Annotated in this window: 19 protein-coding genes; 8 read left to right on the forward strand and 11 right to left on the reverse strand. The window is 67.4% G+C overall.

What is annotated here, in order from left to right; translation table 11 throughout:
- Positions 1-8 precede the first annotated feature (8 nt).
- From IPV08_RS15210 to IPV08_RS15230, 5 genes are all read right to left on the reverse strand, one after another.
- Positions 9-1,685, reverse strand: coding sequence for a methyl-accepting chemotaxis protein (locus tag IPV08_RS15210; RefSeq protein WP_207412464.1), 1,677 nt, complete (start codon positions 1,683-1,685; stop codon positions 9-11).
- A gap of 386 nt (positions 1,686-2,071) precedes the next feature.
- A complete protein-coding gene (locus IPV08_RS15215) occupies positions 2,072-3,079 on the reverse strand; it encodes an inorganic phosphate transporter (RefSeq protein ID WP_207412465.1) in 1,008 nt (335 codons plus the stop codon).
- 5 nt (positions 3,080-3,084) lie between these two features.
- A complete protein-coding gene (locus IPV08_RS15220; protein ID WP_207412466.1) occupies positions 3,085-3,741 on the reverse strand; it encodes a DUF47 domain-containing protein in 657 nt (218 codons plus the stop codon).
- Positions 3,742-3,887: 146 nt separating this feature from the next.
- Complete coding sequence (locus tag IPV08_RS15225) at positions 3,888-8,180, reverse strand: translocation/assembly module TamB domain-containing protein (protein ID WP_207412467.1); 4,293 nt, start codon at positions 8,178-8,180, stop codon at positions 3,888-3,890.
- A gap of 179 nt (positions 8,181-8,359) precedes the next feature.
- Positions 8,360-10,273, reverse strand: coding sequence for an autotransporter assembly complex family protein (locus IPV08_RS15230; RefSeq protein ID WP_246747973.1), 1,914 nt, complete (start codon positions 10,271-10,273; stop codon positions 8,360-8,362).
- Positions 10,274-10,931: 658 nt separating this feature from the next.
- Between IPV08_RS15230 and IPV08_RS15235 the strand changes: the two genes are divergently transcribed.
- On the forward strand, positions 10,932-11,141 hold the full coding sequence (locus tag IPV08_RS15235) for a cold-shock protein (protein ID WP_018043862.1): 210 nt from the start codon (positions 10,932-10,934) through the stop codon (positions 11,139-11,141).
- Positions 11,142-11,353: 212 nt separating this feature from the next.
- Positions 11,354-11,728 (forward strand): DUF6481 family protein, encoded by a 375-nt coding sequence (locus IPV08_RS15240; RefSeq protein WP_056433860.1) that lies wholly within the window; start codon positions 11,354-11,356, stop codon positions 11,726-11,728.
- A 255-nt stretch (positions 11,729-11,983) separates the two neighbouring features.
- Here the strand turns inward: IPV08_RS15240 and IPV08_RS15245 are convergent, their stop codons facing one another.
- The gene (locus IPV08_RS15245; RefSeq protein WP_056433863.1) at positions 11,984-12,223 is read right to left on the reverse strand and encodes a hypothetical protein; all 240 of its coding nucleotides are present in this window, start codon (positions 12,221-12,223) and stop codon (positions 11,984-11,986) included.
- Between the two features lie 153 nt (positions 12,224-12,376).
- The gene (locus IPV08_RS15250; RefSeq protein WP_246747974.1) at positions 12,377-14,482 is read right to left on the reverse strand and encodes a TonB-dependent receptor; all 2,106 of its coding nucleotides are present in this window, start codon (positions 14,480-14,482) and stop codon (positions 12,377-12,379) included.
- Positions 14,483-14,770: 288 nt separating this feature from the next.
- Here IPV08_RS15250 and IPV08_RS15255 point away from each other — a divergent pair, with 288 nt between their 5' ends.
- The 6 genes from IPV08_RS15255 to IPV08_RS15280 all read left to right on the forward strand — a co-directional run bounded on the left by IPV08_RS15255 (position 14,771) and on the right by IPV08_RS15280 (position 19,668).
- Positions 14,771-15,517 carry a DUF3750 domain-containing protein gene (locus IPV08_RS15255; RefSeq protein ID WP_207412514.1) on the forward strand — a complete coding sequence of 249 codons (747 nt, stop codon included), beginning with the start codon at positions 14,771-14,773 and terminating at the stop codon, positions 15,515-15,517.
- Complete coding sequence (locus tag IPV08_RS15260; protein WP_207412469.1) at positions 15,514-16,023, forward strand: GNAT family N-acetyltransferase; 510 nt, start codon at positions 15,514-15,516, stop codon at positions 16,021-16,023. Before IPV08_RS15255 ends, IPV08_RS15260 begins: the two co-directional genes overlap by 4 nt.
- Positions 16,024-16,103: 80 nt before the next feature.
- Entirely contained in the window at positions 16,104-16,349 is a 246-nt protein-coding gene (locus IPV08_RS15265) for a ferredoxin (protein WP_200919226.1), read from the forward strand.
- Positions 16,350-16,354: 5 nt separating this feature from the next.
- Complete coding sequence (locus IPV08_RS15270) at positions 16,355-17,656, forward strand: FAD-dependent oxidoreductase (RefSeq protein WP_207412470.1); 1,302 nt, start codon at positions 16,355-16,357, stop codon at positions 17,654-17,656.
- Entirely contained in the window at positions 17,653-18,906 is a 1,254-nt protein-coding gene (locus IPV08_RS15275; RefSeq protein ID WP_207412471.1) for a cytochrome P450, read from the forward strand. The genes IPV08_RS15270 and IPV08_RS15275 overlap by 4 nt, the downstream gene beginning before the upstream one ends.
- Before the next feature lie 168 nt (positions 18,907-19,074).
- Positions 19,075-19,668: an AprI/Inh family metalloprotease inhibitor gene (locus tag IPV08_RS15280; RefSeq protein WP_056433882.1), complete on the forward strand. Its 594-nt coding sequence runs from the start codon at positions 19,075-19,077 to the stop codon at positions 19,666-19,668.
- Positions 19,669-19,744: 76 nt separating this feature from the next.
- On the opposite strand, the gene IPV08_RS15285 is transcribed toward IPV08_RS15280, so the two are convergent.
- The 4 genes from IPV08_RS15285 to IPV08_RS15300 form a co-directional block, all read right to left on the reverse strand.
- Positions 19,745-21,499, reverse strand: coding sequence for an outer membrane beta-barrel protein (locus IPV08_RS15285; protein WP_207412472.1), 1,755 nt, complete (start codon positions 21,497-21,499; stop codon positions 19,745-19,747).
- A 341-nt stretch (positions 21,500-21,840) separates the two neighbouring features.
- Positions 21,841-22,047, reverse strand: coding sequence for a hypothetical protein (locus IPV08_RS15290; RefSeq protein ID WP_056433887.1), 207 nt, complete (start codon positions 22,045-22,047; stop codon positions 21,841-21,843).
- Positions 22,048-22,223: 176 nt separating this feature from the next.
- Positions 22,224-23,225 carry an NAD-dependent epimerase/dehydratase family protein gene (locus tag IPV08_RS15295; protein ID WP_207412473.1) on the reverse strand — a complete coding sequence of 334 codons (1,002 nt, stop codon included), beginning with the start codon at positions 23,223-23,225 and terminating at the stop codon, positions 22,224-22,226.
- 70 nt (positions 23,226-23,295) lie between these two features.
- Positions 23,296-24,609, reverse strand: coding sequence for a glycosyltransferase (locus tag IPV08_RS15300; RefSeq protein WP_246747975.1), 1,314 nt, complete (start codon positions 24,607-24,609; stop codon positions 23,296-23,298).
- Positions 24,610-24,633 lie beyond the last annotated feature (24 nt).

Genomic DNA, 24,633 nt, shown 5'->3' on the forward strand with positions numbered 1-24,633 from the left:
GAATCGGGTCAGGCGGCCCGCACCGTGGCGAGGAAGCGGTGCACTTCTCCGGTGAGATGTTCGGATTGCTGAGAGAGTTCGCCAGCGGCGCCGAGCACCTGGCTCGCGGCGGCTCCGGTCTCTTCGGCAGCACTGGCCACGCCGGCAATGTTGCTCGTCACCTCGTTGGTACCGGCCGAGGCCTGCGAGACGTTGCGCACGATCTCCTGCGTCGCCGCGCTCTGCTGCTCGACCGCCGCCGCGATGGCAGTCGCCACGGCATTGATGTCCCGGATCCGCATCGTGATCGAACCGATGGCCGAGACCGCCTGGCCGGTAGCGCCCTGGATGTGGCCGATCTGCTGGGAGATCTCATCCGTGGCGCGGGCCGTCTGGTTGGCCAGTTCCTTCACCTCGGCGGCGACCACCGCGAAGCCCCGGCCCGCTTCACCGGCGCGCGCGGCCTCGATGGTGGCGTTGAGGGCGAGCAGGTTGGTCTGGCTGGCGATGGTCGAGATCAGGCTCACCACATCCCCGATCCGGCTCACGGCGCCGCTGAGTTCCTGCACGAGGCCGGCCGTGATGTCGGCCTCCGTGACGGCGGATTGTGCGAGAGTGGCGGAGCTCGAGACCTGTCGGCCGATTTCCTGCACGGACGTGCCGAGTTCCTCGGCGGCGGCAGCGACGGTGTTCACGTTGACGGCGGCCTCCTCGGCTGCAGCGGCCACGGTGGTGGATTGCGACGCGGTCTGCGTCGCCGTCACCGTCATGGCCTGCGCCGTGGCCTGAAGCTCGGTGGCGGAGGAGGAGACCATGCCGATAATGCCGCCGACGGCCGTCTCGAAATCCTCGGCCATCTTGCGCATTCCAGCACGGCGCTGCTCCTCGGCGGAAGCCCGAGCGAGGACCGTGTCCTCTTCGAGCTGACGCGTGCGGATCAGGTTGGTCCGGAACACTTCCACCGCCTGGGCCATCTCGCCGATCTCGTCGCGGCGGCCCATGGAGGGAACGGCGGTCGTCTCGTCACCGCCGGCGATGTGACGCATGGCCTGGGTCATGCGCTCGATCGGGCGGGCAACGCCGAGGAACGAGAAGATCATGGCCGAGACGGCCATCACGATGCAAACCGTGAGCATGATGATCGAGATCCGGATCGCTTCGGCCTGCTGGCTGCGCGCCGCCTCTCCGGCGGCGTTGGCCGCCGCCACATTGATCTCCACCAGACGGGTGGCCGCGTCGGCGACCGCCCGATAATTCGCGTGGTTGCCTTCGCGGAAGAAGCTCAGCGCCTGCTCTCTGTCGCTCTCGCGCATGGAGCGGAGCTTTCCCCAATCGGCCTTCAGAATCTCCATCTTGGCGATCAGATCCTCATAGATCGCCTTTTCTTCCGCTTCGGTGATCAGGGACTTGTAGTCTTCGATGGACTTATTGCGCTCCAGCATCATTTCGTTCGCGAGCTTGAGATCGGCCTGCTCGATGGTGCTGTTGGGAGCGGTCAGGTAGCGCAGCTGGGACGTGCGGACCCGGAGCACCAGACGATTGATCTTGTCGGCCTGAGTCACCGACGGCACGGCATTGTCGACCAGAACGGCAATCTTCGTGCCGATGTCCTGAAGCTTGTATAGGGCCACCAAGCCCTGCGCTGCCGAAATCGAAACGACGATGCTGAACAAGCCGATCAGTACGGCCTTGATCGACAATCGCATGACTTATACTCCCCCAACGATACAATGATAATAACCGAATAAAGAGTCTTATTTAATATTTTATAACTACTTGTATGAAATATAGTTCATCGATATTTGATTTATATTCGCCCCGCCTTAACGATCGTGTATTCAAATTTATGTAAATAAAAACTCTACCCGCCCCACCGATGACTTGAATAACGACAAAACATGTATTGTTACGTCCAATTCGCGAAACCCTTACCGCGAAACTTATTTCAGTATTCGCGAGCATCACAACTGACCACCAATATCGGCGCAGCAGCGGTAGTGTGAGGCGTGCCTGATTTCCCTCGACCACGAGTAGAAGGGTCTCGCGCGGAGGTTCGCGGCATCATGGCTCCAGGCGAGCCGGGCAAGATCGCTCAGCCGAGCCAGCCCGTCAGGACGTAGCAGCATGCGGCGATGAGGGCGGCGGCGGGCAGGGTCAGGACCCAGGCGACGACGATGTTCCCAGCGATGCCCCAACGGACCGCCGAGGTCCGGCGGGCTGCGCCCACGCCGACGATGGCGCCGGTGATGGTGTGCGTGGTCGAGACCGGGACACCGACCCAGGTCGCCAGGAACAGGGTGATGGCGCCACCCGTCTCGGCGCAGAAGCCCTGCATCGGATTCAGGCGGGTGATCTTCGAACCCATCGTGTGGACGATGCGCCAGCCGCCGAAGAGGGTCCCGAGCGCCATGGCCGATTGGCAGGCCAGGACCACCCAGAGCGGCACGTGGAAGCTGCTCCCCAGATGCCCCTGCGAGTAGAGCAGCACAGCGATGATCCCCATGGTCTTCTGGGCGTCGTTGCCGCCATGTCCGAGGGAATAGAGCGAGGCCGAGACGAATTGCAGGAGCCGGAAGCTCCGGTCGACCGCGAAGGGCGTGGCGCGCCGGCAGGTCCAGGACACGATCAGCACGAGGAGGAGGGCGAGGAGGAATCCGATAAGCGGCGAGAGCACGATGGCGGCGATCGTCTTCGACAGGCCGGACCAGACCACCACACCGAGACCCGCCTTGGTGATGCCCGCCCCGACGAGGCCACCCACCAGGGCGTGCGAAGAACTCGACGGAATGCCGAGCACCCAGGTGGCGATGTTCCAGGCGATGGCGCCGACCAGCGCGCTCAGGATGACGCGCGGATCGACGATCCCGGCATCGACGATCCCTGTCCCCAGGGTCTGGGCCACATGGAGGCCGAAGAACAGGAAGGCGATGAAGTTGAAGAACGCCGCCCAGAGCACCGCGTATTGCGGGCGCAGCACCCGCGTCGAGACGATGGTGGCGATGGAATTGGCCGCGTCGTGCAGGCCGTTGAGGAAGTCGAAGAACAGGGCGACGGCGATGAGGCCGGCCAGCGCCGGCAGCGCGAGGGAGGCGGCGTCCATGCCCGTCACACGTTCTCGATCACGATGCCGCTGATCTCGTTGGCGACATCCTCGAACCGGTCGACCACATCCTCCAGGTGCCCGTAGATCTCGGCGCCGATGATGTAGGCCATGGTGTCGCCGTCACCGCCATCCTTGCGATGGGCCCGGTAGAGGGCCTTGAGGCCACGCTCCTGCAACTCGTCCGAGCGGCCCTCGACGCGGGTGATGCGCTCCGTGAGGGTGTTGATGCGTCCCGCATGGGTGCCGACGGCGTTGAGCAGGGGGATCGTCTCGGCCGTGAGACGCGCCGCCTCGAGCACGGTGTCGCCCATCTCGCGCATCAGAGGCTCGAAGGAGCGGATCTCGTAGAGGGCGATGGTCTTCACGGTCTTGTTCATCTGGTCGATGGCGTCGTCCATCGACTGGATCAGGTCCTTGATGTCGCCGCGGTCGAACGGGGTAATGAAGCTGCGCCGGACCGCGAGCAGAACCTCGGCGGTGATCGCGTCCGCCTCGTGCTCGCGATCAACGATCACCTGGCAATAGCCCGGCACGCCGTCGCCGCCCTTCAGGACACCCTGGAGCGCCTCCGCTCCCGCGACGAGGGTCTGAGAATGGCGCTCGAACAGGTCGAAGAAGCGATCCTCCCGCGGCATCAAGGCCCGAAACCAGCCCATCATTCGGCGTGTCCCTTCCCGATGTGGCGGGCACTCTCCGCTCGGCGCCGCAGGCTATGTCAGCCGTCAGGTGGCCGTGGCCCTGAGAGTCCTGCCGGCCGATAACGTCTTCGAGGCCGCTCCGGTGCCGGTCATTCGCTCCGACCCCATCAATATTCCCATTCGGCTCCCACCCCCACGGCCGTGCGGCCGTCGCTGCCGGCCTCGCCCTGGATCTTGATGCGACGGGTCACGTCGTAATCCACGGTGGCGGCGGTATCCTGAGGCTTGGCGCCCGCCTTGACGCCGACGCTCAGACGGTCGCTGAGATAGCGCGAGGCACCCAGGGCCGGACCGCCGCTGGCTCCGGTGGAAACGTCCAGGCTGTCGAGGCCGAGCCCCTTGCGGGCCTGTTCGAACACGTCCGGGCCGCCGGCCCCGCCGGAGAGCTGCGACACGGCCTGGGCGAGCTGCAACGCCTGGAAGGGCGAGAGTCCCCCGGCCGCCTTCTTGAACAGCAGCCGCGACAGCACCTCGTCCTGCGGCAGGGACGGGTCGGAGGTCAGGATGAAGTCGGGCTGGTTGGCGGGGCCGCTCACGGCCACGCGGGCGGTGACCTCGGCGGCCTTGGTCTCGGCCTGGAAGTCGAGATCGGGAATCGCGAGCTCGCCGTTGAAGGCCAGGCGGCCGCGGGTGAAATCGAGGCGCTGGCCGATGATGCTGAGACGGCCGCGGCGCATGGCGAAATCACCCACCGCCACGGGGTCGCGCGAGGTGCCGGTGAGGCGCAGGTCACCGCCGAGTTCCGCGTCGATTCCGCGCCCACGCACGAAGATGCGGTTCGGCGCATGGACGGCTACGTCCAGCGTGGCGTCGAAGGGCGGGGGCGCCTTCCTGCGCTTGCCCAATGCGGCGACCTTCGCCTTGCGGTCGGCCTTCGCATCGAGGCGCACCCGTACGTCGGCGGGCGTATTGACCCGGCGCACGCCGGGCAGGGGCTGCACGGTCGCGGGCAGCCGATCGGGGACCGTCACATCGACGGAGACGAGGTCGACCCGTCCCGACACTTTCGGCGTCCGCGCCAAAGGACCGCTCAGGGCGAGGTTGAGGCTCGCGGTGGCGGTGACGATGGGGCTTGAGACGAGCTCGGCCCGCTCGGCAGTGATCTTGAACGTGCCGGGGAACCCGCCATTCGGGTCCAGGGCCACGCGCCCGCTGGCCTGAAGGCCGCCGCCGTTCCGGGTCTGGGCGGTGAGACGCTCGACAGCGAGGGTATCGCCCCGCCCGGTGACGCGGCCCTCGATCTGCTTGAGGGCGATGCCCTGGAGCGGATCGGTGAAGCTGCCGCCGGAGAGGGTGGCGGCACCCTCGGCACGAGGCGCGTCGAGCGTGCCCGAGACGCCCCCGTCGAGGGCGATCCGGCCGCCCACCCGCTGGCCGCCGACGCTGAGCAGGCTGTTGGCCATGGCCGCGTCGAGGGTACCGCGCAGTTTCAGCGCGATGGGTCCGCCCGCCGAGACGGGCAGGAAGCCGGCAAGGGTCAGCTCGGCGCCGCGACCGGCCGAGACCCGGCCCTCGATCCCGGCACGGCCGTCGCCCAGTGTGCCACTCGCCTTGGCGTCGATGGGCGGCAGGCCGGCCTTGCGCGTCTCCGGTGTCACGACCTTCGCCACCGACAGGGCATAATGCCCTTCCGGCCGCGCGGCCGTGCCGTGGATATCGGCGTCCCCGTCGAGGGTACCGGTGAGGGCGAGGCTCGGCGAGGCAATGCGGGCAAGAGCCAACGGCAGCGCCCGGATGCCGAGTTTCAGGTCGAGATTCGATCCGGCGCGGCCGGCGAGGCTGACCCGCCCGGTACCGGCGGCGATGACGAGACCGTCGATGACGGCCGAGCCCCGGTCGAGGGTGATCGTGGCGGGACCAGCCAGCGCCAGGCGGTCCTTGCCGCGTGACGCGGAGAAGCGCGACAGCTCGATCCGCGTGGCCTCGGCCGGAACCAGCCGGGCAGCCCCGTCGAGATCGAAACCTCGCGCCTTGGCGGTGAGGGTGATGTCGCTGGCACTGGGCGACCCCACGGCCAGGAGGCGCACGGTGTCGATGGACTCGCCGGCGGCGATGACCCGGTCGGCATTGACCCGCCCGTCCACGACGGGATGGGCGAGGAGATCGCGGCCGGCGAGGTCGGCGTCGAGCTGCGCGAGGCCGATCTCACCCGAGCGCAGGGAGGCGCCCTTGGCCTTCACCGACGCGTCCTGGCGTCCCCCATCGCGCGAGAGGGCGACGGTCGCGTCGAGGCTTCCGGCCAGCGGCGTGAGGGCGAGCGGCGACAGGTCGTCGAGATTGGCGGCCGAGAGCGTGACGCTGCCCTGCGTGAGGAGGGTCGCCGCATCGACGGCCGCCTTGCCGGCGAGGGTGGCCGACCCGAGATTCACCGCAAGCCGGTCGAGAGACCAATCTGCGCCCGTGCGGGCGAGATGCACGTCCCCGCGCAGGGTCTTGCCGCCGATCTCGCCGCCCAGCGCCACCGTTCCATCGAGCGCCCCGGTGAGGTCCTTGAGCGCCGCGGCTACGCGCACGTCCCGGATCGGGCGGCCGAGCGCCCGTCCGTCGGCAGCGGTGAGGGTGGCGGTGAGGTCCGGTTTCTCCAGGGTTCCGGAGAGCCGCCCGTCGAGGAGGGCGCGGCCGGCAAGGCGCGGATCGAGGGCGGAGAGGCTTTTCACGTCCACTAGGAGCTTGGCGTCGGCGAGACGCGCCGTGGCCTTGCCCTCCAGCCGGGCCACCATCTCGGCGCCGTCGAGCTTCACACCATCGAAGCTGTACCCATCGAAAACCTGGGAAAGCCTGCCTGAGAAATGCGGCTCGCGGCCCAGGAGCCGGTCGAGGGCCGGCAGGCCGAGGACGAGCCCCTGTGTCGTCGCATCCACATCGGCGGTCACGGCCTTGCGGGCGGGGTCCCCGCTCAAGTTCGCCTTAACGACGACGCTGCCGGCCAGGGTCCGGTCGGCGACATCGGAGAACGCCGAGAGATCGGCGAGGCCCGCCTTCAGCGTGCCCGTGAGCGTGTTCTGGCCGACGCGGCCGGCATAGGAGAGCGTGGCGGTGGGCGCGTCGAGATCGAACGCCGCCACATCGACCACGCCATCGGGCTGCAGCGTGCCTCGGAAGCTGAAGGCACCGCGCGATCCGACCGCCCGGCGCAGGGCCGGGTCGGCTAGCTTCAACCCCTCCACATTGGCATCCGCACGGAGCGCGAAGCGGGTGGCGCTGGGATCGCCGCCCGTGGGTTCCATGGCGAGGCTGGCGGTGATCCGCTCGAGGACGTTGCCGTCCGCGCGCAGGCCCGCCGCCTTGAGGTCGCCGTTCACCCGTGGCCGCGCGATCGGCCCCTTCACGGTCCCGTCGAAGACGAGGGTGTCGAGCTCGGCATTGGCCGCCTTGGTGACGCTGCCATCGGTGGGGACGGCGCGGGCCGAGATGGTGAAGTCGGCGACCCGCTCGGGCGTGAGGCCGCCCGACGCGTCGAGGCGGGCGGTGCGGGAAGCGAGGGCGAGGCGGTCGATGCCGAACGCGCCGTTATCGGCAAAGCGCAGGGCGCCGTCGAGCTTGGTGGTGCCGGAGAAGATCGCCGCCGCCGGGCCGGGCAGCAGCCCCTCGATCCGCGAGGAGAGGTCGAGGGTGAGGGAGCGATCGGCGCCGGCCCGGGCGATGCGGGCCGTGCCCTTGGCGCCGAGATCGGGGCCGGCATCGAAATCGAGCTGGGCGTTCCAGGCATCGAGGGTGCCGCGCCCGTCGAGATCGAGGTTGATCGGCGGCTCGCCGGGGAGATTGGCGAATTTGGAGAGGAGGCCACCGGCGGCCTCCACCAGGGTGGTCTTCACCTCGAGCTTCTCGCCCTTGGGCACGAAGAGCAGGCGGGCGACGAACTGCCCGGTGGCGTCGAGGCGGCGCACGGACAGGTCGAGGTCGAGCCCTTCGGACGGGGCGCCGAGCTTGGCCTTCCCCTCGGCGGACAGGCGTGCCGGCTGACCGGCGACGGTCTCGCCGAGGACGAGCTCGGCGAGCTTGAAGGCGGTGATCTCCACCTTCACGGGCAACTCGGGAAGCAGCGAGCCATCGGGCTCCGGCGTCGCCGAGACCGGGGCGGGGAGGGGACGGCGCAGCACTTCGAGGCGGCCGATCTCCAGGCTGTCTACCTGCAGCCGGCCGGAGAGGAGGGCGAGGCGGCTCCAGACCAGGCGTGCCTTGTCGAGCTTCAGCCAGGGACCGTTGCGATCGCTGATCACCACGTCGCGGATCGTGGCGTTCGACGAGAGCGCCCCGTCCACCGCGCCGATGGACACCTGGGAGCCCGGCGTGGACAAAGCCTTCGACAGGAGCCCGCCGAGCACGGTCTTCTCGCCGTCGTCGGCGCGGGTGTAGGTCGCGGGAACGGCGATGCAGACGGTCAGAGAGACGATCGCCACGATGACGCGCGTTCTCCCTCCCCCCCTTGCGGGGGAGGGCGGCCTGCGAAGCGGGTCGGGAGAGGGGAGCGCCATGTCCGGAGAGGTCGGTCCCTCTCCCGCCTGCTCCGCAGGCACCCTCCCCCGTAGAGGGGGGAGGGTCGATGCGCACCGAACCATAACCCGTCCGAAAAATTCCATCAGAACGACTGCCCCAGGCTGATGTACAGGGCCACGGGACGTTCGCGGTTCCCCTTGATGCGGTCGAGGGGGAACGCCACGTCGACGCGGATCGGGCCGATGCCGGTATAATAGCGAAGACCGAGGCCCGCCGCGTAGCGGATGCGCTCCTCGAAATCGGGCAGGCTGCCCTCGAAGGCTGTGCCGGCGTCGAAGAACGGCACGATCCCGATCGTGTCGGTGATCTTGACCCGCGCCTCCACCGAAGCTTCGAGCAGGCTACGCCCACCGACCGGCAGGTTGAACGGCCCGCGTGGGCCCAAGGTCCGATAGGGGAAGCCACGCACCGAGCCGCCACCGCCGGCGAAGAAGCGGATATTGGCCGGGATGTCCTCCAGGCTCGCGCCCGAGATGGAGCCGAATCCGACGCGGCCGGCGAGGATGTAGCGGGCCTCGTCGTCGAGGGCGTAGTAGGTCGAGCCCTGTGCCTTGGCGACGAAGATCGACGGATCCGAGCCGAGGAAGCCGGCATAGGGTGTCACCGAGGCGGTGGCACGGAACCCCTGCGTCGGATCGAGCAGGTTGTCGGTGGAATCGTAGGCAACGGAGAGTGGCACGCCGACGAGGCGGTAATCGACCTTGCCCAGCGCGTCCTGCGAGCGACCGGCCTGACCGTCGACGCCGATCTGCGCGTAGAACGTGTCGGAGAACCGGTGCCGGATGCCGATCGTACCGCCGGCCGCGTCCGAGACGTAGGATTGCTGGGCCTCGCGGCCCGCGAAGACATTGGCCACGAGATCGTTGCGCGTGCCCCATAGAGCCGGCTTGACGAAGGTCGCGGAGACCCTGCCGCCCAGCCCGTTCGAATCGATCCCGGCGGCCTTGCGCTGCGCAGCGTAGAGGTCGTTGCCGAGATAGTAGATGTCGGCGTCGAGCCGCAGGGTCTCGCCGCCGCCGAACAGGTTGCGGTTGGCATAATAGGCACGGATGCCCGGGCCATCGACCGTGGAGAAGCGGGCCGCGACCCCGATCAGGTTACGGTCGCGCTCGGTCACGTCGACGAAGATCGGCAGGTTGCCCTGCGCGTCGAGCGCCTCGCCCTCGCGTACCCGGACGGAACCCAGGGCCTCCACCTTGGCGACGGACCGGCGAATGTCGGCCACGGCCTTGGGTGAATAGGGATCGCCCGGCTCGCTATAGATGAAGGAGCGCACCACCGCCGGGTCGATGCCGGTGGTACCGCGCACGACGACCTCGCCCAGCCCCGCGATCGGCCCGGGATCGATGGTGAAGCGCACATCCATGACGTGGGCCTCGTCATCCACCACAGGATCGCGCGAAACCGCCTTGGCGAAGGGATGGCCCAGCGCCCGGAAGCGGTCGACGATCTTCGCCTCGCGGGCGAGCACGGTGGCCGAGCGGGCGGGGACGTCGTCGCCCACCCGGGTGAAACGCTCAGGCAGCACCTCGGACGGGAAATCGTTGCCGCGGGGGTCGGAAGCCGTCACCGTGCGGAGCTTATAGAGCGGTCCGGCATCGACGACGATCTTCACGGGCACCAAGGCCCGGTTCCGGCCGCCCTCGGCGGCACGCGCCGCAGCCGCCACCGAGGCCTCGCCCGTCAGTTCGACGCCATCGATGCGGATGGCGACCTTGCCCTGGTAATAGCCGTAGCCGGAGAGCACGTCTGACAGGCGGCGAAGGTCCGCCTCCGCACGCCGCACGATGCCCTCGCCGTCGGGCGGAGCGTCCTGGCGAAGGCGATAGAGCGTGGAGGTGTCCTGCAGAGCCTGCAGCACGTCGTCATCCTCGAGCCCCTGAAACTTCACCGAATAGGGCAGCGTCTCGCCGCTCGGTGCCGGCGGCTCTTCTTCGGAACCGAACATGCCGAACAGGTCGAAGGCGATGGCGGGGGAGGCGGCTAAGGTGCTCATCGACACGCCGCCGAGGACGGCCATGGCCACGCCCGCGCAGCCGTGTTTCAGGCCTCTGCCCTTTAGGTCACGCGTGTTCGACGTCACGAAACACGGCCCGCCCGTGATTCGGACCGGTTCGCTCTCGCCCCTTGCAACGGCATGCCCGCAAAGGTTCGTCCGTCAGCCGTCGATTCCGTCATCCCGCCCCCGCTTCGATGCCGGTCAACCTTCCGTGACGACCCCTCACCGGGTCGTTAAGGTCGTTCCTCGCCTCATGTCGCAGAGTGGCAAGCCTAGACCGCACCACCCACGAGGGCAATCTCGGCCGGTGCCGCAGCCCTTCGCTCAGTCGGCTCCGGGGAAGGATGGAAATCGCGCATCTCGACGGGAACCCGGAACGGCCGGGAGCCTTGTCTGAACATCGCAGGCACCCTAACTTTCACCTATCGGACCTTGTCTTCCACGATCCCCCGCCGGTTCAATCCGGGTCGCACGCCCAGCAGTCATTGCAGAACTGCTGCGGTCTGTCGCTTCGATCTCATCGCATCTCCGAAACCCTGCGCCCTGTCGGCCGCACGTCGTTTTCTGCGGCCCGAGAGGCCCCTCCCCACACAATTCGAGACGAGGGCGCGAAGACTGCAATCGCGTTCCTCCCGACGACGAGAAGGACATCACCATGAGCACGGGTACCGTGAAATGGTTCAACGAGACCAAGGGCTACGGCTTCATTCAGCCTGATGACGGCGGCAAGGACGTGTTCGTCCATATCTCGGCCGTGGAACGTGCCGGCATGCGCAATCTCATCGAGGGGCAGAAGCTGTCCTACGAGATCGAGAACGACCGTCGCACCGGCAAGCAGTCCGCCGGCAACCTTCAGGCGGCCTGAACCGCTAAGGGCGAGGGTCGTTCAGTGAGGCCTTCGTTCAACACATGCGTAGGAAGCCGCCCTGTCATGGGCGGCTTCTGTTGATTCCGGCCGAATCGTGAGGCATTGGGCTTTTCGATTCGATCCCGTCTTCCGATGATTCACAGCAAGGCTCAGCGCCGCGCGCTTCCGCTCGCGGAACGGGCCGAGACGCACCACCCGAGAAAGGTCAGATGAGCGCCTTCGACTACAGGAATTTCGACGACCGCCGTAAGAACTCCGCCAGCGCCAAGCAGATGCTGCTGGAAAAATTCAAGGCCCGCCCTCCGGCGGATGACCCGGAAATGGTTGCCAAGGCCCAGGCCCGCGCAGCGGTTGCCCGCGCCCGGGACGAGAGGGCTCGCGAACGCGAAGCCGCCCGCATCGCGGCCGAAAAGAAGGCCGCTGAAGAGAAGCGCGCCCGCGAGGAGGCGGAACTCGCCGCACAGATCGCCCGCGAAGAGGAAGAGACGCGTCTCGCCGCCGAACGCAAGGCGATCGAACTCGCCGAGAAGAAGGCCCAGCGCGATGCGCGCTACGCGGCTCGCAAGGCCAAGGCTCGCCGCTGACACCCACAGAGGAAGCCCTTCCCGGGGAAGGGTTAGCCTCGTCGCTCCGGGGGGCGCCGGACGCTGGATGAGACAAGGGCTCGGAACGTCGTACCGGATTTCGCATCCGCTGCGGCGCTCCGGGCCCTTCGCGTTTCTTCGCGGCACACGCGCCGAGAATGGAGCACGATGACAGGCATTGAACAGATGCTCGGAACGCGAGATTCGGCGCGCCGGTTCAATGCCGCATCAGGACTAGCGACAGGAGGCCGAAGTTTAAGCCTCGCCCTCAGCTTCGCCTTCGTCTTTCTCGGAGGTCGTCTCGACCTCGCCCTTCGGCTCGGTATCGGCCTCGGGGCGGGGGCCGGCCTTGAACGAGCGGCGCGGGGCGTTGCCGCGCTTCATCTGCGCCGGCTTCTCGATAGCGCCGAGACGCTCGGAGAGCTGCTTGGCCCGTTCGTTGAAATCGTTGGTGGTGCGCGACTGGGACGCACCACTTTTAAACGCATTCGCCACTTGGGCCTCATGGAGTTGCCCAGGGCACGGGTTCGTGCGGGGTTGCTCACCTTATAGCACGGTTTGCCACGCCGCGGGCAGCTAACTGTCCGACTTCGGTCTCATCGGTCCCGAAACGGGCCGGTGCGGCCCGTTTCGAGGAGGGGTCCGGCTTCAGAACCGGGCCGTCAGGAACAGCCGAACGTTGCGACCTGGCAGCAGGATCTCGTCCTTCTTGAACGACGCGGAATTGCGGATATCGTCGTCGAGGAGGTTGCGCCCCTGGAGCCCCACCGTGACCTCGGTGGCACCGTAGATCGCCGGGTCGAGGGACTGCGTGTAGGCCAGTTCGGCGCGCAGGTCGTTCCAGCCCCGGGTCAGCGTCTCGAACGGCGCGATCTCCGTATGGTCGAAGGCGTGAAGGAGGTTCACACGGCCGAACCAGCCATTCGCCCGTAGGAAGGCGCCACCACCCAGACGATGGGGAGGAATGCGCGGAACGTAGGAACCGTCGTCGAACTGCGCCCGTACGAAATCGTATTGCGCCTCGATCCCGGCCCAGCCGTCGCCAACGGGAACGATGTCGAGCTGGGCGCCGATCTCGGCGCCGTAGAAGGTCGTGTTGGCCTGGGAGTAGACGATCTGGCGCAATTCGTCGCCGCTGCCGCAAGAGGCGAAATCGTCATCGCAGCGGTTGCCCGTATCCCGGCGGTAGATGAAGCCGGTATAGCGCGTGACATATCCGGTCGCGTCGAGACGCAGGGGGCCTTCGGCCCGGCGCAGACTGAGCTCCATCGTGCGGGCGCGTTCCAGCTTCAGGGTCGGATCACCGATCTCGAAGGTCGCGGAGGCGTGGTGCGGTCCCTGCGAGAACAGCTCGTAGCTGGTGGGCGCGCGCTCGACATAGGAGCCGTTGATGCTCGCCACGAACCCGTAGGGGAGGTCCTGCAGAGCGCCGAAGCTCAGACTCTTGGGGGCGAAGCGGCGGGTCAGTGCGTAGCTCGACGGATCGATGCCGCCGGGCAGATAGTCGGTCGGGAACAGCGTGGCGATGCTGTTGAGCCGGTCGTTCCCGATCCGGCCGGCTGCCTGGAAGCGCAGGCCGCCCCCCACTACGAGTTCCTCGAACAGATAGGCGGCCAGGGAGCGCGATTCCGTGGGCGGCAGGAAGCTCTCGAGCTGCGAATTGAGGACTCGCCGGCTGGTCTGCACGCCGACCGCGCCGGTCAGGGTGCCGAGCGCGGTGACGACCGGTACGTGCTGCGCCTCGAACCTGGCCTCGACCTCGCGGTTCTTGAAGATGGCCTGCACGCCCTCGGGGCCGGCCACCTCCTCATGGTCGTGCTCATGCTCATGGTCGTGATGCGCCAGACCGATCTCTTCGTGGCGGTAGACCGAGCCGCCGGCCCAGAACCGCAGAACCTCGAACGGCCCTTGGAGCGGTCGGTACTCGCCACGTGCGAGCACCCGGTCCTGCTTCGGGTTCAGACTTGAGCGGGTCTCTTCCGACTCGCCACCGGGGATCTGGTACATCGCCTCGTAATGGCTGAACGACACGCCGAGGAAGCCGCGATCGCCGATCGCCGAGATTCCGATGGAGCCGCCCTGCGTCTCGGTGGCCGAATTGCGCTGGATGCCGCCGGGAATCGCGTAGGAATCGGTTGCCGTCTTGAACCCGTCGGCATGGACCGCGATGCCGTTGGCCCCGGCATCGACGCTCGCCGCGCCGAGCCGACCGTTATCGACACTGGAATAGCCGGTGGTGACCTGGCCGGAGACACCCCGGGCCGGAATGAAGGTCGGCACCTGGTTATTCTCGGACGAGACCACGCCGCCGATAGCTCCCGAGCCGTAGCGCAGGGTCGCCGGGCCCCGGATCACCTCGATTCGATCGGCGGTGAGCGGGTTGACCGGCACCGCATGGTCCTCGCCGAGATCGGATACGCCGCCATTGACGATTCCGTTCTCCTGAATTCGCACCCGCGCATTGTCGAGGCCGCGAATGATCGGCCGCGAAGCCGCGCCCGGCGCATAGGTCGAGGACGAGATACCGGGGCGGTCGGATAGGGCGTCGCCGAGGGTGCGGGGCTGGTTGCGCTGAATCTCGGAGCGGGTCACCACCGTGACGGGGGAAAAGCTGTCGCCGACGACCGGCAGCACGCCGGTGGGAAACCCACCCACGGCGGAAGGGCCGGGGGCGGGAAGGATCGGGCTCGCGGAGGTTACGCTGAGTTCGGAGAGCGTCGCCTCGGCCTGCTGGGCCGCTACGGGAGCGACCATCGCGCCAGATGTCAGGCCCGCGCCGGATAGCATCGTCCCGGCCAGCCAGATCCTTGATCGTCTCGTCCGCATCACGCCCCTCAAGAATTATGTTATAATGTTTCATCCGCGAGGGCGTCTATTTCCGCAAGGGGGGGAGGGCGCTGATGGACGGTTGGAGCCCCGCCTGTTGCCGAACTGCATCAACGGCAGATGCCGCTGCGACGAAGGCGGCGCTTGCGGGAGGCTCGGCGCAGGCAAACATCCTTGCTTGTGATCTCCCTCTCCCTCCTTGGCACCACCTTCCGAATGCTCGGCCTGCTTCTGCTCGCTCTGTTCCTTCTGCCGCTCGGCACCCATGCGCTGTGGTGGACGGCGCGGGGCGGCGGCGCAGCGGATTGGGCAGTGGCCGACTGGTCGAGCGCCGGGCTGTTGCGCCCGCCCAAAGCGAGCGATCCGGCCCTCGTCAGGGTCTATGCGGCGCGTGTCGGGCGCTGGCGCGGGATCTTTGCCCATCACAGCTGGATCGTGGTGAAACCGGCCGGTGCCGCCCGCTACACCCGCTACGACGTGGTCGGCTGGGGGATGCCGGTCCGCACGGATGGCTGGGCCGCAGACGGCCGCTGGTTCGGCAACGATCCGCAAACCATTCTCGCCCTCGACGGGGACGATGCCGCCCGCGCCATCCCGGCGATCCGCGCGGCCGTGGCCGACTACCCCTACCGGGCGCTCGGAACCTACCGGGCTTGGCCAGGCCCGAACTCGAACAGCTTCGCGGCGCATGTGCTGGCCCGCCTGCCGGAGCCGCAGGTCACTCTTCCGCCGACGGCGCTGGGGAAGGATTGGGCGCCTCCCGGACGCATCGTCGAGCGCACGCCGAGCGGCACCGGAATCAGGCTGACCGTCGGCGGCTATGCCGGTATCACTGTCGGCTGGGTCGAGGGGGTCGAGATCAACCTGCTCGGCCTCGTCGCAGGACTCGACCTGCGCCGCCCGGCGATCAAACTTCCCGGTTGGGGAAGAATCGGAGTGGCATTAGCCCGGATCGAACGATGACGTCCCTTCTTATTCGTGCCGCCGAACCCGACGATTCCGATGCGATCTGGTCCATCCTCGAGCCGGTGATCCGGGTGGGCGAGACCTATGCGCTTCCGCGTGACGGATCCCGCAAGGCCATGCTGGACTATTGGTTCGCCCCGGCAAACCAGGTCTTCGTCGCCGTGGACGAGGGCAGGGTGCTCGGTACCTTCATGCTCAAGGCGAACCAGCTGGGTGGTGGGGCCCATGTGGCTAATGCCGGTTTCATGACGCATCCCGACGCGGTCGGCCGCGGCATCGCCCGCGCCATGGGACGACACGCTATCGACGATGCCGCCCGGCAGGGCTTCCTGGCAATGCAGTTCAACTTCGTCGTCGCCAGCAATACCCGCGCGGTAGCCCTGTGGAAGAGCCTCGGCTTCTCGGAACTTGCGCGCCTGCCCGACGCGTTCCGGCATCCGACCCTCGGATTGGTCGATGCCCTGGTGATGCACCGGAAGCTCGGGACCGACGTCGAATCGTGAAGCGCTCGCGCGACCTTTGCGCTCGCGACGGAACCTCGGCTCGCCGGAAACCTTGTCGGGTGATTCCTGCAGCGAGCCTCATGCCAGATTCTTCCTTGCCACCCGACGCGACGCCACCCTTGCGCGTCACCGTCGATCTCAACCGTTGCCAAGCCTATGCTCAATGCTGCTACGCGGCGCCGGGGCATTTCGTGCTGCATGGGCGAGAGGCTTTGTTCTACGACCCCGCTCCCTCTTCCTCCGCCCGTCTCGCCATCGAGCGTGCTCGGGTGTCCTGCCCGGTCCAAGCGATCCGCGTCGAGGATCCGGAGCGACAGGGCCGATGAGGGGCATGGACGCCGAAAGGAAGAACACCGGGGGACATACGGTGGTGGTCGGCGCGTCCCTGGCGGGCCTGCGCGGGGCCGAGGCCCTGCGCCGCGCGGGCTTTGCCGGCCGCCTCACCCTTGTCGGCGATGAGCCGCATCGCCCCTACGACCGGCCGCCGCTCTCCAAATCCGCTCTTACGGGCGAGGTGGCGCCCGAAGCGACGGTCCTGCCGAACCTCCACGCCCTCAATGCCGATTGGCGGCTCGGCGTCGCCGCCACCGGTCTCGACAGGCAGGCGCGCGAGGTCCGCCTCGCCGACGGTACGACCTTGTCGTATGACCGGCTTCTCATCGCCACCGGTTCGCGCGCACGATCATGGCCGAACCCGACCGAGGCAGGCCTTGCCGGGGTCCATACCCTGCGCGGGCGCGACGATGCCGCCGCCCTGCGTCAGGCGCTCGCCGCCGGCCCCAAGCGCGTCCTCATCATCGGCGCGGGTTTCATCGGCTGCGAGGTCGCGGCATCCTGCCGGGCCCTCGACCGCGCCGTCACGCTGATCGATCCGGGGCCGGCGCCCCTCGCCCGGATTCTCGGGCAGCCGGTGGGCGAGATCGTCGCTGCCCTGCACCGAGCTCTCGGCGTCGACCTGCGCAGCCGGACCAAGGTCGCGCGGCTCGAAGGCAATGAGGCAGGCCGGGTGGTCCGGGCTATTCTCGAGGACGGCAATGTAGTCGAAACCGACCTCGTGGTGGTGGCGTTGGGCGCCGTGCGCAACACCGAATGGCTGAGCGGATCGGGACTCGATGCCGGGCCGGGCGGCGTCGTCTGCAACGAGACCGGCTACGCCCTCGACACCGAGGGGCGTCCTGACAGGGCCATCGCCGCGGCCGGCGACGTGGCGCGGTTCCCCCATCCGCTCTTTGACGGACGTCCCGTCGCCCTCGAACATTGGGGACACGCCGTGGCGCAGGGCGAGCACGCCGGGCGCCTTCTCGCGGGCGAAGCCAATGAGACGGACTATGCCGAGATGCCCGCCTTCTGGTCGTCCCAGGGCGGGATCACGATCAAGTCGGTCGGCCTCACCGAAGGGGCGGATTCCATGGTCTTCGCGCAGGGGAGCCCGAAGGAGGGCCGCTTCGTCGTCGTCTACGGCGCGAAAGGCCGCTGCATCGCAGCCGTGTCGTTCGATTCCGCCCGGTGGCTTCCCGCCTATGCCGAGCAGATCGCCGCCCGCGCACCATTCCCTCCCATCTGCGGCGGAACCGACGAACACAATCTGACGGTGCTGTCGCCGGGCTTTCCCGAGAAACGGACATCGCCATGAAGACCGGACAGCTGTTCGAGGCGGTCAAGGACGAGGCGAACCGGGCCGATCCCTATCCGCTCTATGCCCGACTGCGCGAGACGCCCGTCTCGCGCCAGGACGACGGCATCTATGTGGTCTCGACCCATACGGCGATCACGAGTCTCCTGCACGATCCGCGGATCAGTTCGGAGACCCTGCCGCCGAGCGAGCGCCCCCGGACCGGTAATCCGTTCTCGGACTGGATCGTCAACCCGGTCAAGGACCACCTCACCAACACCCATCGCCCCTTCATCTTCCGCGATCCGCCGGACCACGACAGGCTGCGGATGGCCGTGATAGGGCAATTCACCCATCAGCGCGTTCATGCCATGCGCGGGCGCTCGCATGACCTCGTGGCCGACCTCCTGGACAAGCAGAGCGATGCGACGAGCTTCGACCTCGTCTGCGACCTCGCCTATCCGCTTCCCGTCACGGTGATCTGCGAAATGCTCGGCGTGCCGCCGGAGGACGAGCCGCAATTCCACGGCTGGGCGACGCAGCTCGCCTCGGCCCTCGAACCGGACAACCTCGGCAACGAAGAGGCACGAGCGAAGAACATCACCACCTTCGACGAGATCTCCACCTACATGCGTGGCCTCATCAAGGAAAAGCGCCGACATCCGCAAGACGACATGCTGTCGGGCCTGAGTGCCGGTTCCGGGCCAGGCGGCGAACCGGGGATGGGCGAAGTCGACCTCATCGCCAGCGCCATCCTGCTGCTGGTGGCCGGGCACGAAACCACCGTGAACCTCATCGCCAACAGCACGCTGGCTCTGGTGCGCCACCCCGATATCCTCGCGCGGCTCGCCGGCGAGCCGGACCTCGCGCCGCGTCTGATCGAAGAGATGCTGCGCTACGACCCACCGGTGCATTTCCGGACAAGGCGGGCATTGAGCGCCATCGACATCGCCGGCACCACCATCCCGGAGGGCGCCGACATCGTCCTCCTCCTCGCCTCCGGAAATCGCGACCCGGCGGTGTTCCGCGATCCGGACCGGTTCGATCCGGATCGCCCCGATATCCGTCATTTCGGCTTCGGCGGCGGACTCCATTATTGCGCGGGCGCGCCGCTCGCCCGGTTCGAGGCCGAGGCGGCCCTGGTGGCGCTGGCGCAACGCCTCGTCCATCCGCGTCTGATCGACGATCCGCCTCCCTATCGCTCGGGCGCTGCCTTGCGCGGCCCCATGCATCTTCGGCTTGCCATCGATGGAGTGGCACCTCGGCGCTGAGGCCGCGAGCATGCGCGGGGGCGATTGAGGCCTTGCCGCCACACCGTGTCCGAAAAGCCAGAGCGATGCGCCTTTCCCCTCTCGGTCGTCCCGCATTGCCTTGCCGTCAGCGCAATTGGCGGTGACGCAGCGGTCTATTGCCGATGTCCCCGCCGGGAAGAGAGATCAATGCCGCGTCAGTTCCTGTCGACCGTTGCCCTCGTCGCCCTTGCCGCAGGCCTCGGCGCCTGCAGCTCGTCGCGCCTCGATGGGCCGAGCCGCGGCAGCCGTGCCGGTCTCGGTGCCCAGGCCGCTCTCGAGCCGGCCGCACCGGCCATGCCCGCCGGTCCGGTGACCTCTTCCCCCCTTGCTCCTCCACCAGGCGCCAGCGCCGCCCCTGTCGACGCCCCGCCTCCGGTAGGTACGGACGTGGCCGTCGCGCCCGCCCCGGTCGTTGCCGAGCCGGTCTATGTGCCGCCGCCGGCTCCGCCGGTCGTGTCGAGCGGTCGCTCCTCGGTGGTGGGAAGCTGGAACGCCAGGGACGCCACGGGCTCGACTTGCAAGGTCTCCCTGTCGAGCGCCCCCGCCCTCGACCTCTACAAGGCGAATGCGTCCGGTTGCGCCAACAAGGATCTGGCGAAGGTCACGGCCTGGGATTACCGCGACGGCGAAGTCTATCTCTACCAGCCAGGCGGCACCGTGACGGCCCGCCTGCGCCAGGGCGGCGGGGCGCTGGACGGAGCGCTCTCCAAGTCCGGCGCGTCGCTGGCATTGGCGCGGTAGGGCCTTATCCGGCACCTGACAGAGGCCGCCTGAAGCCCTGCGGACGCTCAGGTTTCAGGAGGCGGCCCGAGCCCCCTCAAGGCGTGACCCGTAGCCCCAGCAGCCAGGTATTGGCACTGAAGCTCGACCCAGCGGAACTGCTGTCGATCTGCTGGTAGATGTAGCTGCCGCGCAGGGAGAGCCAGCGGTTGAAGCGGTAGTCGAGCCGTGCGGTGGCTGAGAAACCACGCTCGGTGATGTTGACCCGGTCGTAGTCGCTGGCGAGGTAACCGCCGCCCAGCGTGATCGACAGGTTGCGCAGGAGGTCGTGCTGCACCTCCAGCGTCACCGCTTTGGTCAGGACGCCGCTCGATCCCGGGACGGCGGTTTCGATGATGCCGGTGGCCGCGTTGAGCCGCACCGTGGTGAGCGGGCTCGCCGTCCAGATCAGGGCCGCGTTGATGATCGGCGCGGTGAGGTCCTTCAGGCCCGGATCGACATAGGTCCGATGCTGGAGACCCGCCGAGACCTCACCGTTGACGAAACGGGTGAGCGCCACGCGCGCGCCGCCCGTGACCGTGATGCCATCGGAATTCCGGCGGATCCCGTTGGAATCCGTGCGCAGGTCATAGACGCGGGTATCGGCCAGGACGTCGAGGAAGGGCGAGATGACGGGCGAGATCTCGTAGGAGGCGCGCAGCCTCAGCCCGTACTGGTTCAGGTTGCGGTCGCTCTGGTTCAGGATCGCACCGTTGGAGAGCGTCGCGCTCTCGAATTCCGACCGGTCGATGAGGCCGCGGAGAGAGACCTGCAGCCGGTTGAACGTTTCGGTGACGCCGATCGTCGTGCCGTAGCTCGCCACGATCGGGCGGTTCGAGAGCGTGGCATTGATGTCGGGCGAGCCCGGCCGCTGCGTGTCGACGAGGAAGCGGGTCTCCACATCGACGGTGGTGCTGCGGTTGGCGTCGAGGCGCAGGCGAACGGTACCCGCGCCGTTGGGCCGGCTGGCGGCCTGGTTGTCAGGGAAGTCGAGATAGCCGCCGCGGAGTTCGCCCGCGAGTTCGTGCGAGGACCAGTCGCTGCGGAAGGCGAGTTCGCCCTCGGTGCGCAGGGCGAGCGACCCCTTGGCGCGGTTGGGCGTGATCTGGTCCGGATTGGTGTCGTAGCCCACGCTCTGCTGGAACACCGGCAGGAAGGTGAAGGTCCCGAGCTTGATGCCGAGGGGGGCATAGGCCTCGTCCACCACCAGCGGCCTGCGCAGGGCCGAGCCGAGGAAAGCACCCGGCGTGCTGATCCCGGCGAGCGGTAGCAGGGTAAGGGACGGCGCCAGGGGCGGGGCGGGTGACGGGGTCGGCAACGGCGCGCCGACGACGGCACTGCGGATCACCGGGGTCAGGCGCAGGTCCGGCGATGGCGTCCGCACGATGGAACGGACCGGCCGCGTCGTCGCCACGCCGAAACGACGAGGTGGGATCGCGCGCATGCGCAAGAGATCGGTGGGATTGCGGTTGTTGCCGGCGCTCGAAGCCACAGGCGGAACGGGCGAAGGGGAGCGCCGCCGGGCAGCGGTGCCGGCCGAACCATCGTCCGTCTGCGAAAAAGCGCCGTCGCTTGGGGAGGCGGCACCCGTCGATGCATCGCCGGACGCGCCGCTCCCACGCAGGGTCGGACCACCCGTGGTACCGGCACCCGTGGCGGAGGAGGGATTCGTGCTGCCGAAAGTCGGGGTAGCAAGCTGTGTCGCCGGGCGCGACTGGGCCTGCGCCTGCACCCCCGGCAAGGCGACGGCGGCCGTCAGGATCAGGCTACGAAGCCCCGTCCTGCGCCATCCTGCGGTCGGCCCTGCACGCATCCCGGACGACTGTCTCTCCGCGGCCCTGGCGTCGAACGTCTCGCGCGACAAGACCACTGCCCGGGATGTTTCACGGACGTCCCTTCGCGCATCCCGGACCGGCGCGATGGACGCGGCGGCCAAAGATCGCCCCAGAGGATCGCCCACGTCCAAGACGCACGGCCCTTACATCGGGACGGCTCCTCGCCGACCCCAACGTGGTAAAAGAACAGGGTTAGCGTTGTCTTAAGGACGGGGCGCCGAAGGGGCTAAAGTCGTTCACGCCCGTGATCGGCTCACGGCGCGAACGCTCCCGGCCATGAGGGCGAAAAGACCGACGATCCAGGGCGCTGCGCCCTGCTTCACCAGGTTACGGACGAGCCAGGCGCGGCGCGCTCCATGGCGTTCAGGACGTCGACCAGTGCGTCGGCCGCAGCGAAGGCAAGCCCGACCTGCCGGACACCATTCACCAATGCCGGGCGGCCGGTCTTGGTGTCGAACACTGTCCAAAGGTCGAGGCTCCGATCATCTGATCGGAGGTCGTAGGTGATACGGCAATCGATGAACATCTCTGTTCCATAGGAATCCCGGGTTAGGTCGAGCCCGTCGGTCCTGGGAACACTAGCATCCCGCCAATTGCTGCCATCCCCCATTTGGGGGATGAGGGACCTCCCGCTAGCAGCCGGGTCCCCGATAGGACGCTGTCCATCTGCAATGCCGTCGCCGCGGGGGTGTCTGGTTCGTATCAACCGAGCCGGTGATAGGCCTTGAACCAGCGCACGAAGGCCGGGATGCCGATTTCGATCGGCGTCGTCGGGGCATAGCCGAGGTCACGGGAGATGGCGCTGAGATCGGCATAGGTCTCCCTCACGTCGCCGGGCTGCATCGGCTCGGACCGACGGATCGCCGGACGCCCGCAAGCTTCCTCCAGCACGTCGATCATGCGCAGAAGCGGCACCGACGTGTTGTTGCCGATGTTGAAGAGCCGGTGCGGCGCATGACTGCCGCCCGCCTTCTCCGCGCCGTCATCGGGCGGCGGATTGTCGAGGCAGGCGAGGATGCCGGCGACGATATCATCGATATAGGTGAAATCCCGCCGCATCGCGCCGTCGTTGAACACGCGGATCGGCTCGCCCGCGAAGATGGCTTTGGCGAACAGCCACAAGGCCATGTCGGGCCGTCCCCACGGCCCGTAGACGGTGAAGAAGCGCAGGCCCGTCTGGGGCAGGCGATAAAGATGGGCGTAGGTCTCGCTCATCAACTCGTCCGCTTTCTTGGTGGCGGCATAGAGCGAGACCGGATGATCGACGCGGTCCTCGACCCGGAAGGGCAGGGAGGTATTGCCGCCATAGACCGAGGAGGACGAGGCATAGGCGAGATGCGCCACGCCCCGGTGACGCGCGAATTCCAGAATGTTGAGGTGACCGACCACGTTGGCCTGAATGTAGGCGCGCGGGTTCTCGATGGAGTAGCGCACCCCGGCCTGCGCGCCCAGATGGACGATCCTGTCGACCCCATGCCCGTCCAGCCCCCTGTCCAGGGCCTCGTGATCGGAGAAGTCGATGGGCAGGAAGCGGAACGCGTCGCCCCGGCGCGTCGCGATATCGGCGATCCGGTCACGCTTGAGTGCGACGGAATAATAATCATTGAGATTGTCGATTCCGATGACCGTCTCGCCACGCGCGAGCAAGTGATCGGCCACATGGTAACCGATGAAGCCCGCCGCTCCGGTCACGAGAATCGCCATTTCGGGTCGAGGCCTCATCGTGGTCCGAACCGCCTGCCGACGAGGCCGGCGGCGGTCCGGAAAGGGTCGTTCAGATTCGCTCGTAGAGTTCCTTGAGGCGGCCGCGATAGATCTCGGGGCTATACTTCGCCGCCTGAACCTTGCCCATCTCGGAGAGGCGCCCGCGCAGATCCGCATCCGAATCCACGGCGCGGATCGCGTCGGCGATGTCGCGTGCATCGTAGGGGTTGATCAGCAGCGCGGCATCACCGGCGACCTCCGGCGTCGAGCCCTCCTTGGAGGTGATGACCGGAGTGCCGAGCAGCATGCTCTCCAACACCGGCAGGCCGAAGCCTTCGTAGAGGGAGGGGAACACCACGCCTTTGGCGCCGCGGATGAGACTGACGAGAAGGGAGAACGGCGCGTAGTCGAACCGCCGGATGCGGTCGCGCTGGTAGGTCATGTTGTCGATCTGTTCGAGATACGAGTTCGTCGTCGGATTGATGAACTTGAACTCGACATCCGATTTCCAGGCCGCGCCGCCGACGATGACGAGAGGTGCCGAGACCTGGCTGGCGAGATAGGCTTCGACGAGGCGGCCGACATTCTTCTTGGGCTCGATGGCGCCAAAGAACAGGAAATAGCCCTTATAGGGCAAGCCGAACGCGCCCTCGATCTCGCGGCGGACCACCTCTTCGGGCTTCTCGGCGAACTTCTTCGGGATTTCCACCGACTGGTAAGTGTTGGTGATCCGGTGCTCGGGGCAGCCGAGCAAGTTGATGATGTCGCGGCGCGAGGTCTCGGACACGGTGACGATGTGATCGGCATCCTTCACGATACGCCGCATCAGGCGTAGGTAGCGCCGCTTGATGTCGCCGGTGGTGAAGGGCAGACGCAGGGGCACGAGGTCGTGCAGGGTGTAGATGTTTTTGGCGCCCGGAATCCGGATCGGCAGAGGATAGGTCCAGTGCATGATGTCGGGCGTACGCAGGCCGCTGACGCGCAGGGTGCGGTTGTAGGTCTTGAAATAGGCGAGCGCGACGTCAAACAGGTTCACGCTGTTCCAGATCTGGTCGAAATACGGCATCCGCGCTTCGAATGTCTTGCTGATGACGGTGCCGGTGATCGGCACTTTCACCGCACGCCGCCCCAGGGGCGAGGTGAGCTGGTCGCGAAGATAGCGCAGGATCACCAGCCATTGCGGCGGGACGCCCACCGCCGGATCGAAGAAGGAGATCTCGCGCAGGAGTGGATCGATGCCCGGCGATGCGCGGGTCCCGTAGAGGACGTCGGTCCGGTAGCCGAGCTCGTGCAACTCGTAGCTCAGGTTGCGGGCGTAGGTGGCGACTCCGGTCCCTTTCTCCAGGCCGAGATTGTACCCATCCAGCATCACACTTTTAGGCATTCCAGACTTCCTTGGATGGTTCTG

It is taken from the genome of Methylobacterium sp. SD274, from assembly GCF_017355285.1.
GTDB lineage: Bacteria > Pseudomonadota > Alphaproteobacteria > Rhizobiales > Beijerinckiaceae > Methylobacterium.

What these genes read in the sequence shown, in the direction of transcription:
- IPV08_RS15275 (WP_207412471.1), top strand. Translation starts at nt 17,653, where the DNA reads ATGAAGACCGGACAGCTGTTCGAGGCGGTCAAGGACGAGGCGAACCGG.
- IPV08_RS15280 (WP_056433882.1), top strand. Translation starts at nt 19,075, where the DNA reads ATGCCGCGTCAGTTCCTGTCGACCGTTGCCCTCGTCGCCCTTGCCGCA.
- IPV08_RS15270 (WP_207412470.1), top strand. Translation starts at nt 16,355, where the DNA reads ATGGACGCCGAAAGGAAGAACACCGGGGGACATACGGTGGTGGTCGGC.
- IPV08_RS15265 (WP_200919226.1), top strand. Translation starts at nt 16,104, where the DNA reads ATGCCAGATTCTTCCTTGCCACCCGACGCGACGCCACCCTTGCGCGTC.
- IPV08_RS15240 (WP_056433860.1), top strand. Translation starts at nt 11,354, where the DNA reads ATGAGCGCCTTCGACTACAGGAATTTCGACGACCGCCGTAAGAACTCC.
- IPV08_RS15235 (WP_018043862.1), top strand. Translation starts at nt 10,932, where the DNA reads ATGAGCACGGGTACCGTGAAATGGTTCAACGAGACCAAGGGCTACGGC.
- IPV08_RS15220 (WP_207412466.1), bottom strand. Translation starts at nt 3,741, where the DNA reads ATGATGGGCTGGTTTCGGGCCTTGATGCCGCGGGAGGATCGCTTCTTC.
- IPV08_RS15255 (WP_207412514.1), top strand. Translation starts at nt 14,771, where the DNA reads ATGCTCGGCCTGCTTCTGCTCGCTCTGTTCCTTCTGCCGCTCGGCACC.
- IPV08_RS15250 (WP_246747974.1), bottom strand. Translation starts at nt 14,482, where the DNA reads ATGGTCGCTCCCGTAGCGGCCCAGCAGGCCGAGGCGACGCTCTCCGAA.
- IPV08_RS15230 (WP_246747973.1), bottom strand. Translation starts at nt 10,273, where the DNA reads ATGAGCACCTTAGCCGCCTCCCCCGCCATCGCCTTCGACCTGTTCGGC.
- IPV08_RS15215 (WP_207412465.1), bottom strand. Translation starts at nt 3,079, where the DNA reads ATGGACGCCGCCTCCCTCGCGCTGCCGGCGCTGGCCGGCCTCATCGCC.
- IPV08_RS15260 (WP_207412469.1), top strand. Translation starts at nt 15,514, where the DNA reads ATGACGTCCCTTCTTATTCGTGCCGCCGAACCCGACGATTCCGATGCG.
- IPV08_RS15295 (WP_207412473.1), bottom strand. Translation starts at nt 23,225, where the DNA reads ATGGCGATTCTCGTGACCGGAGCGGCGGGCTTCATCGGTTACCATGTG.
- IPV08_RS15285 (WP_207412472.1), bottom strand. Translation starts at nt 21,499, where the DNA reads ATGCGTGCAGGGCCGACCGCAGGATGGCGCAGGACGGGGCTTCGTAGC.
- IPV08_RS15290 (WP_056433887.1), bottom strand. Translation starts at nt 22,047, where the DNA reads ATGTTCATCGATTGCCGTATCACCTACGACCTCCGATCAGATGATCGG.
- IPV08_RS15300 (WP_246747975.1), bottom strand. Translation starts at nt 24,609, where the DNA reads ATGCCTAAAAGTGTGATGCTGGATGGGTACAATCTCGGCCTGGAGAAA.
- IPV08_RS15210 (WP_207412464.1), bottom strand. Translation starts at nt 1,685, where the DNA reads ATGCGATTGTCGATCAAGGCCGTACTGATCGGCTTGTTCAGCATCGTC.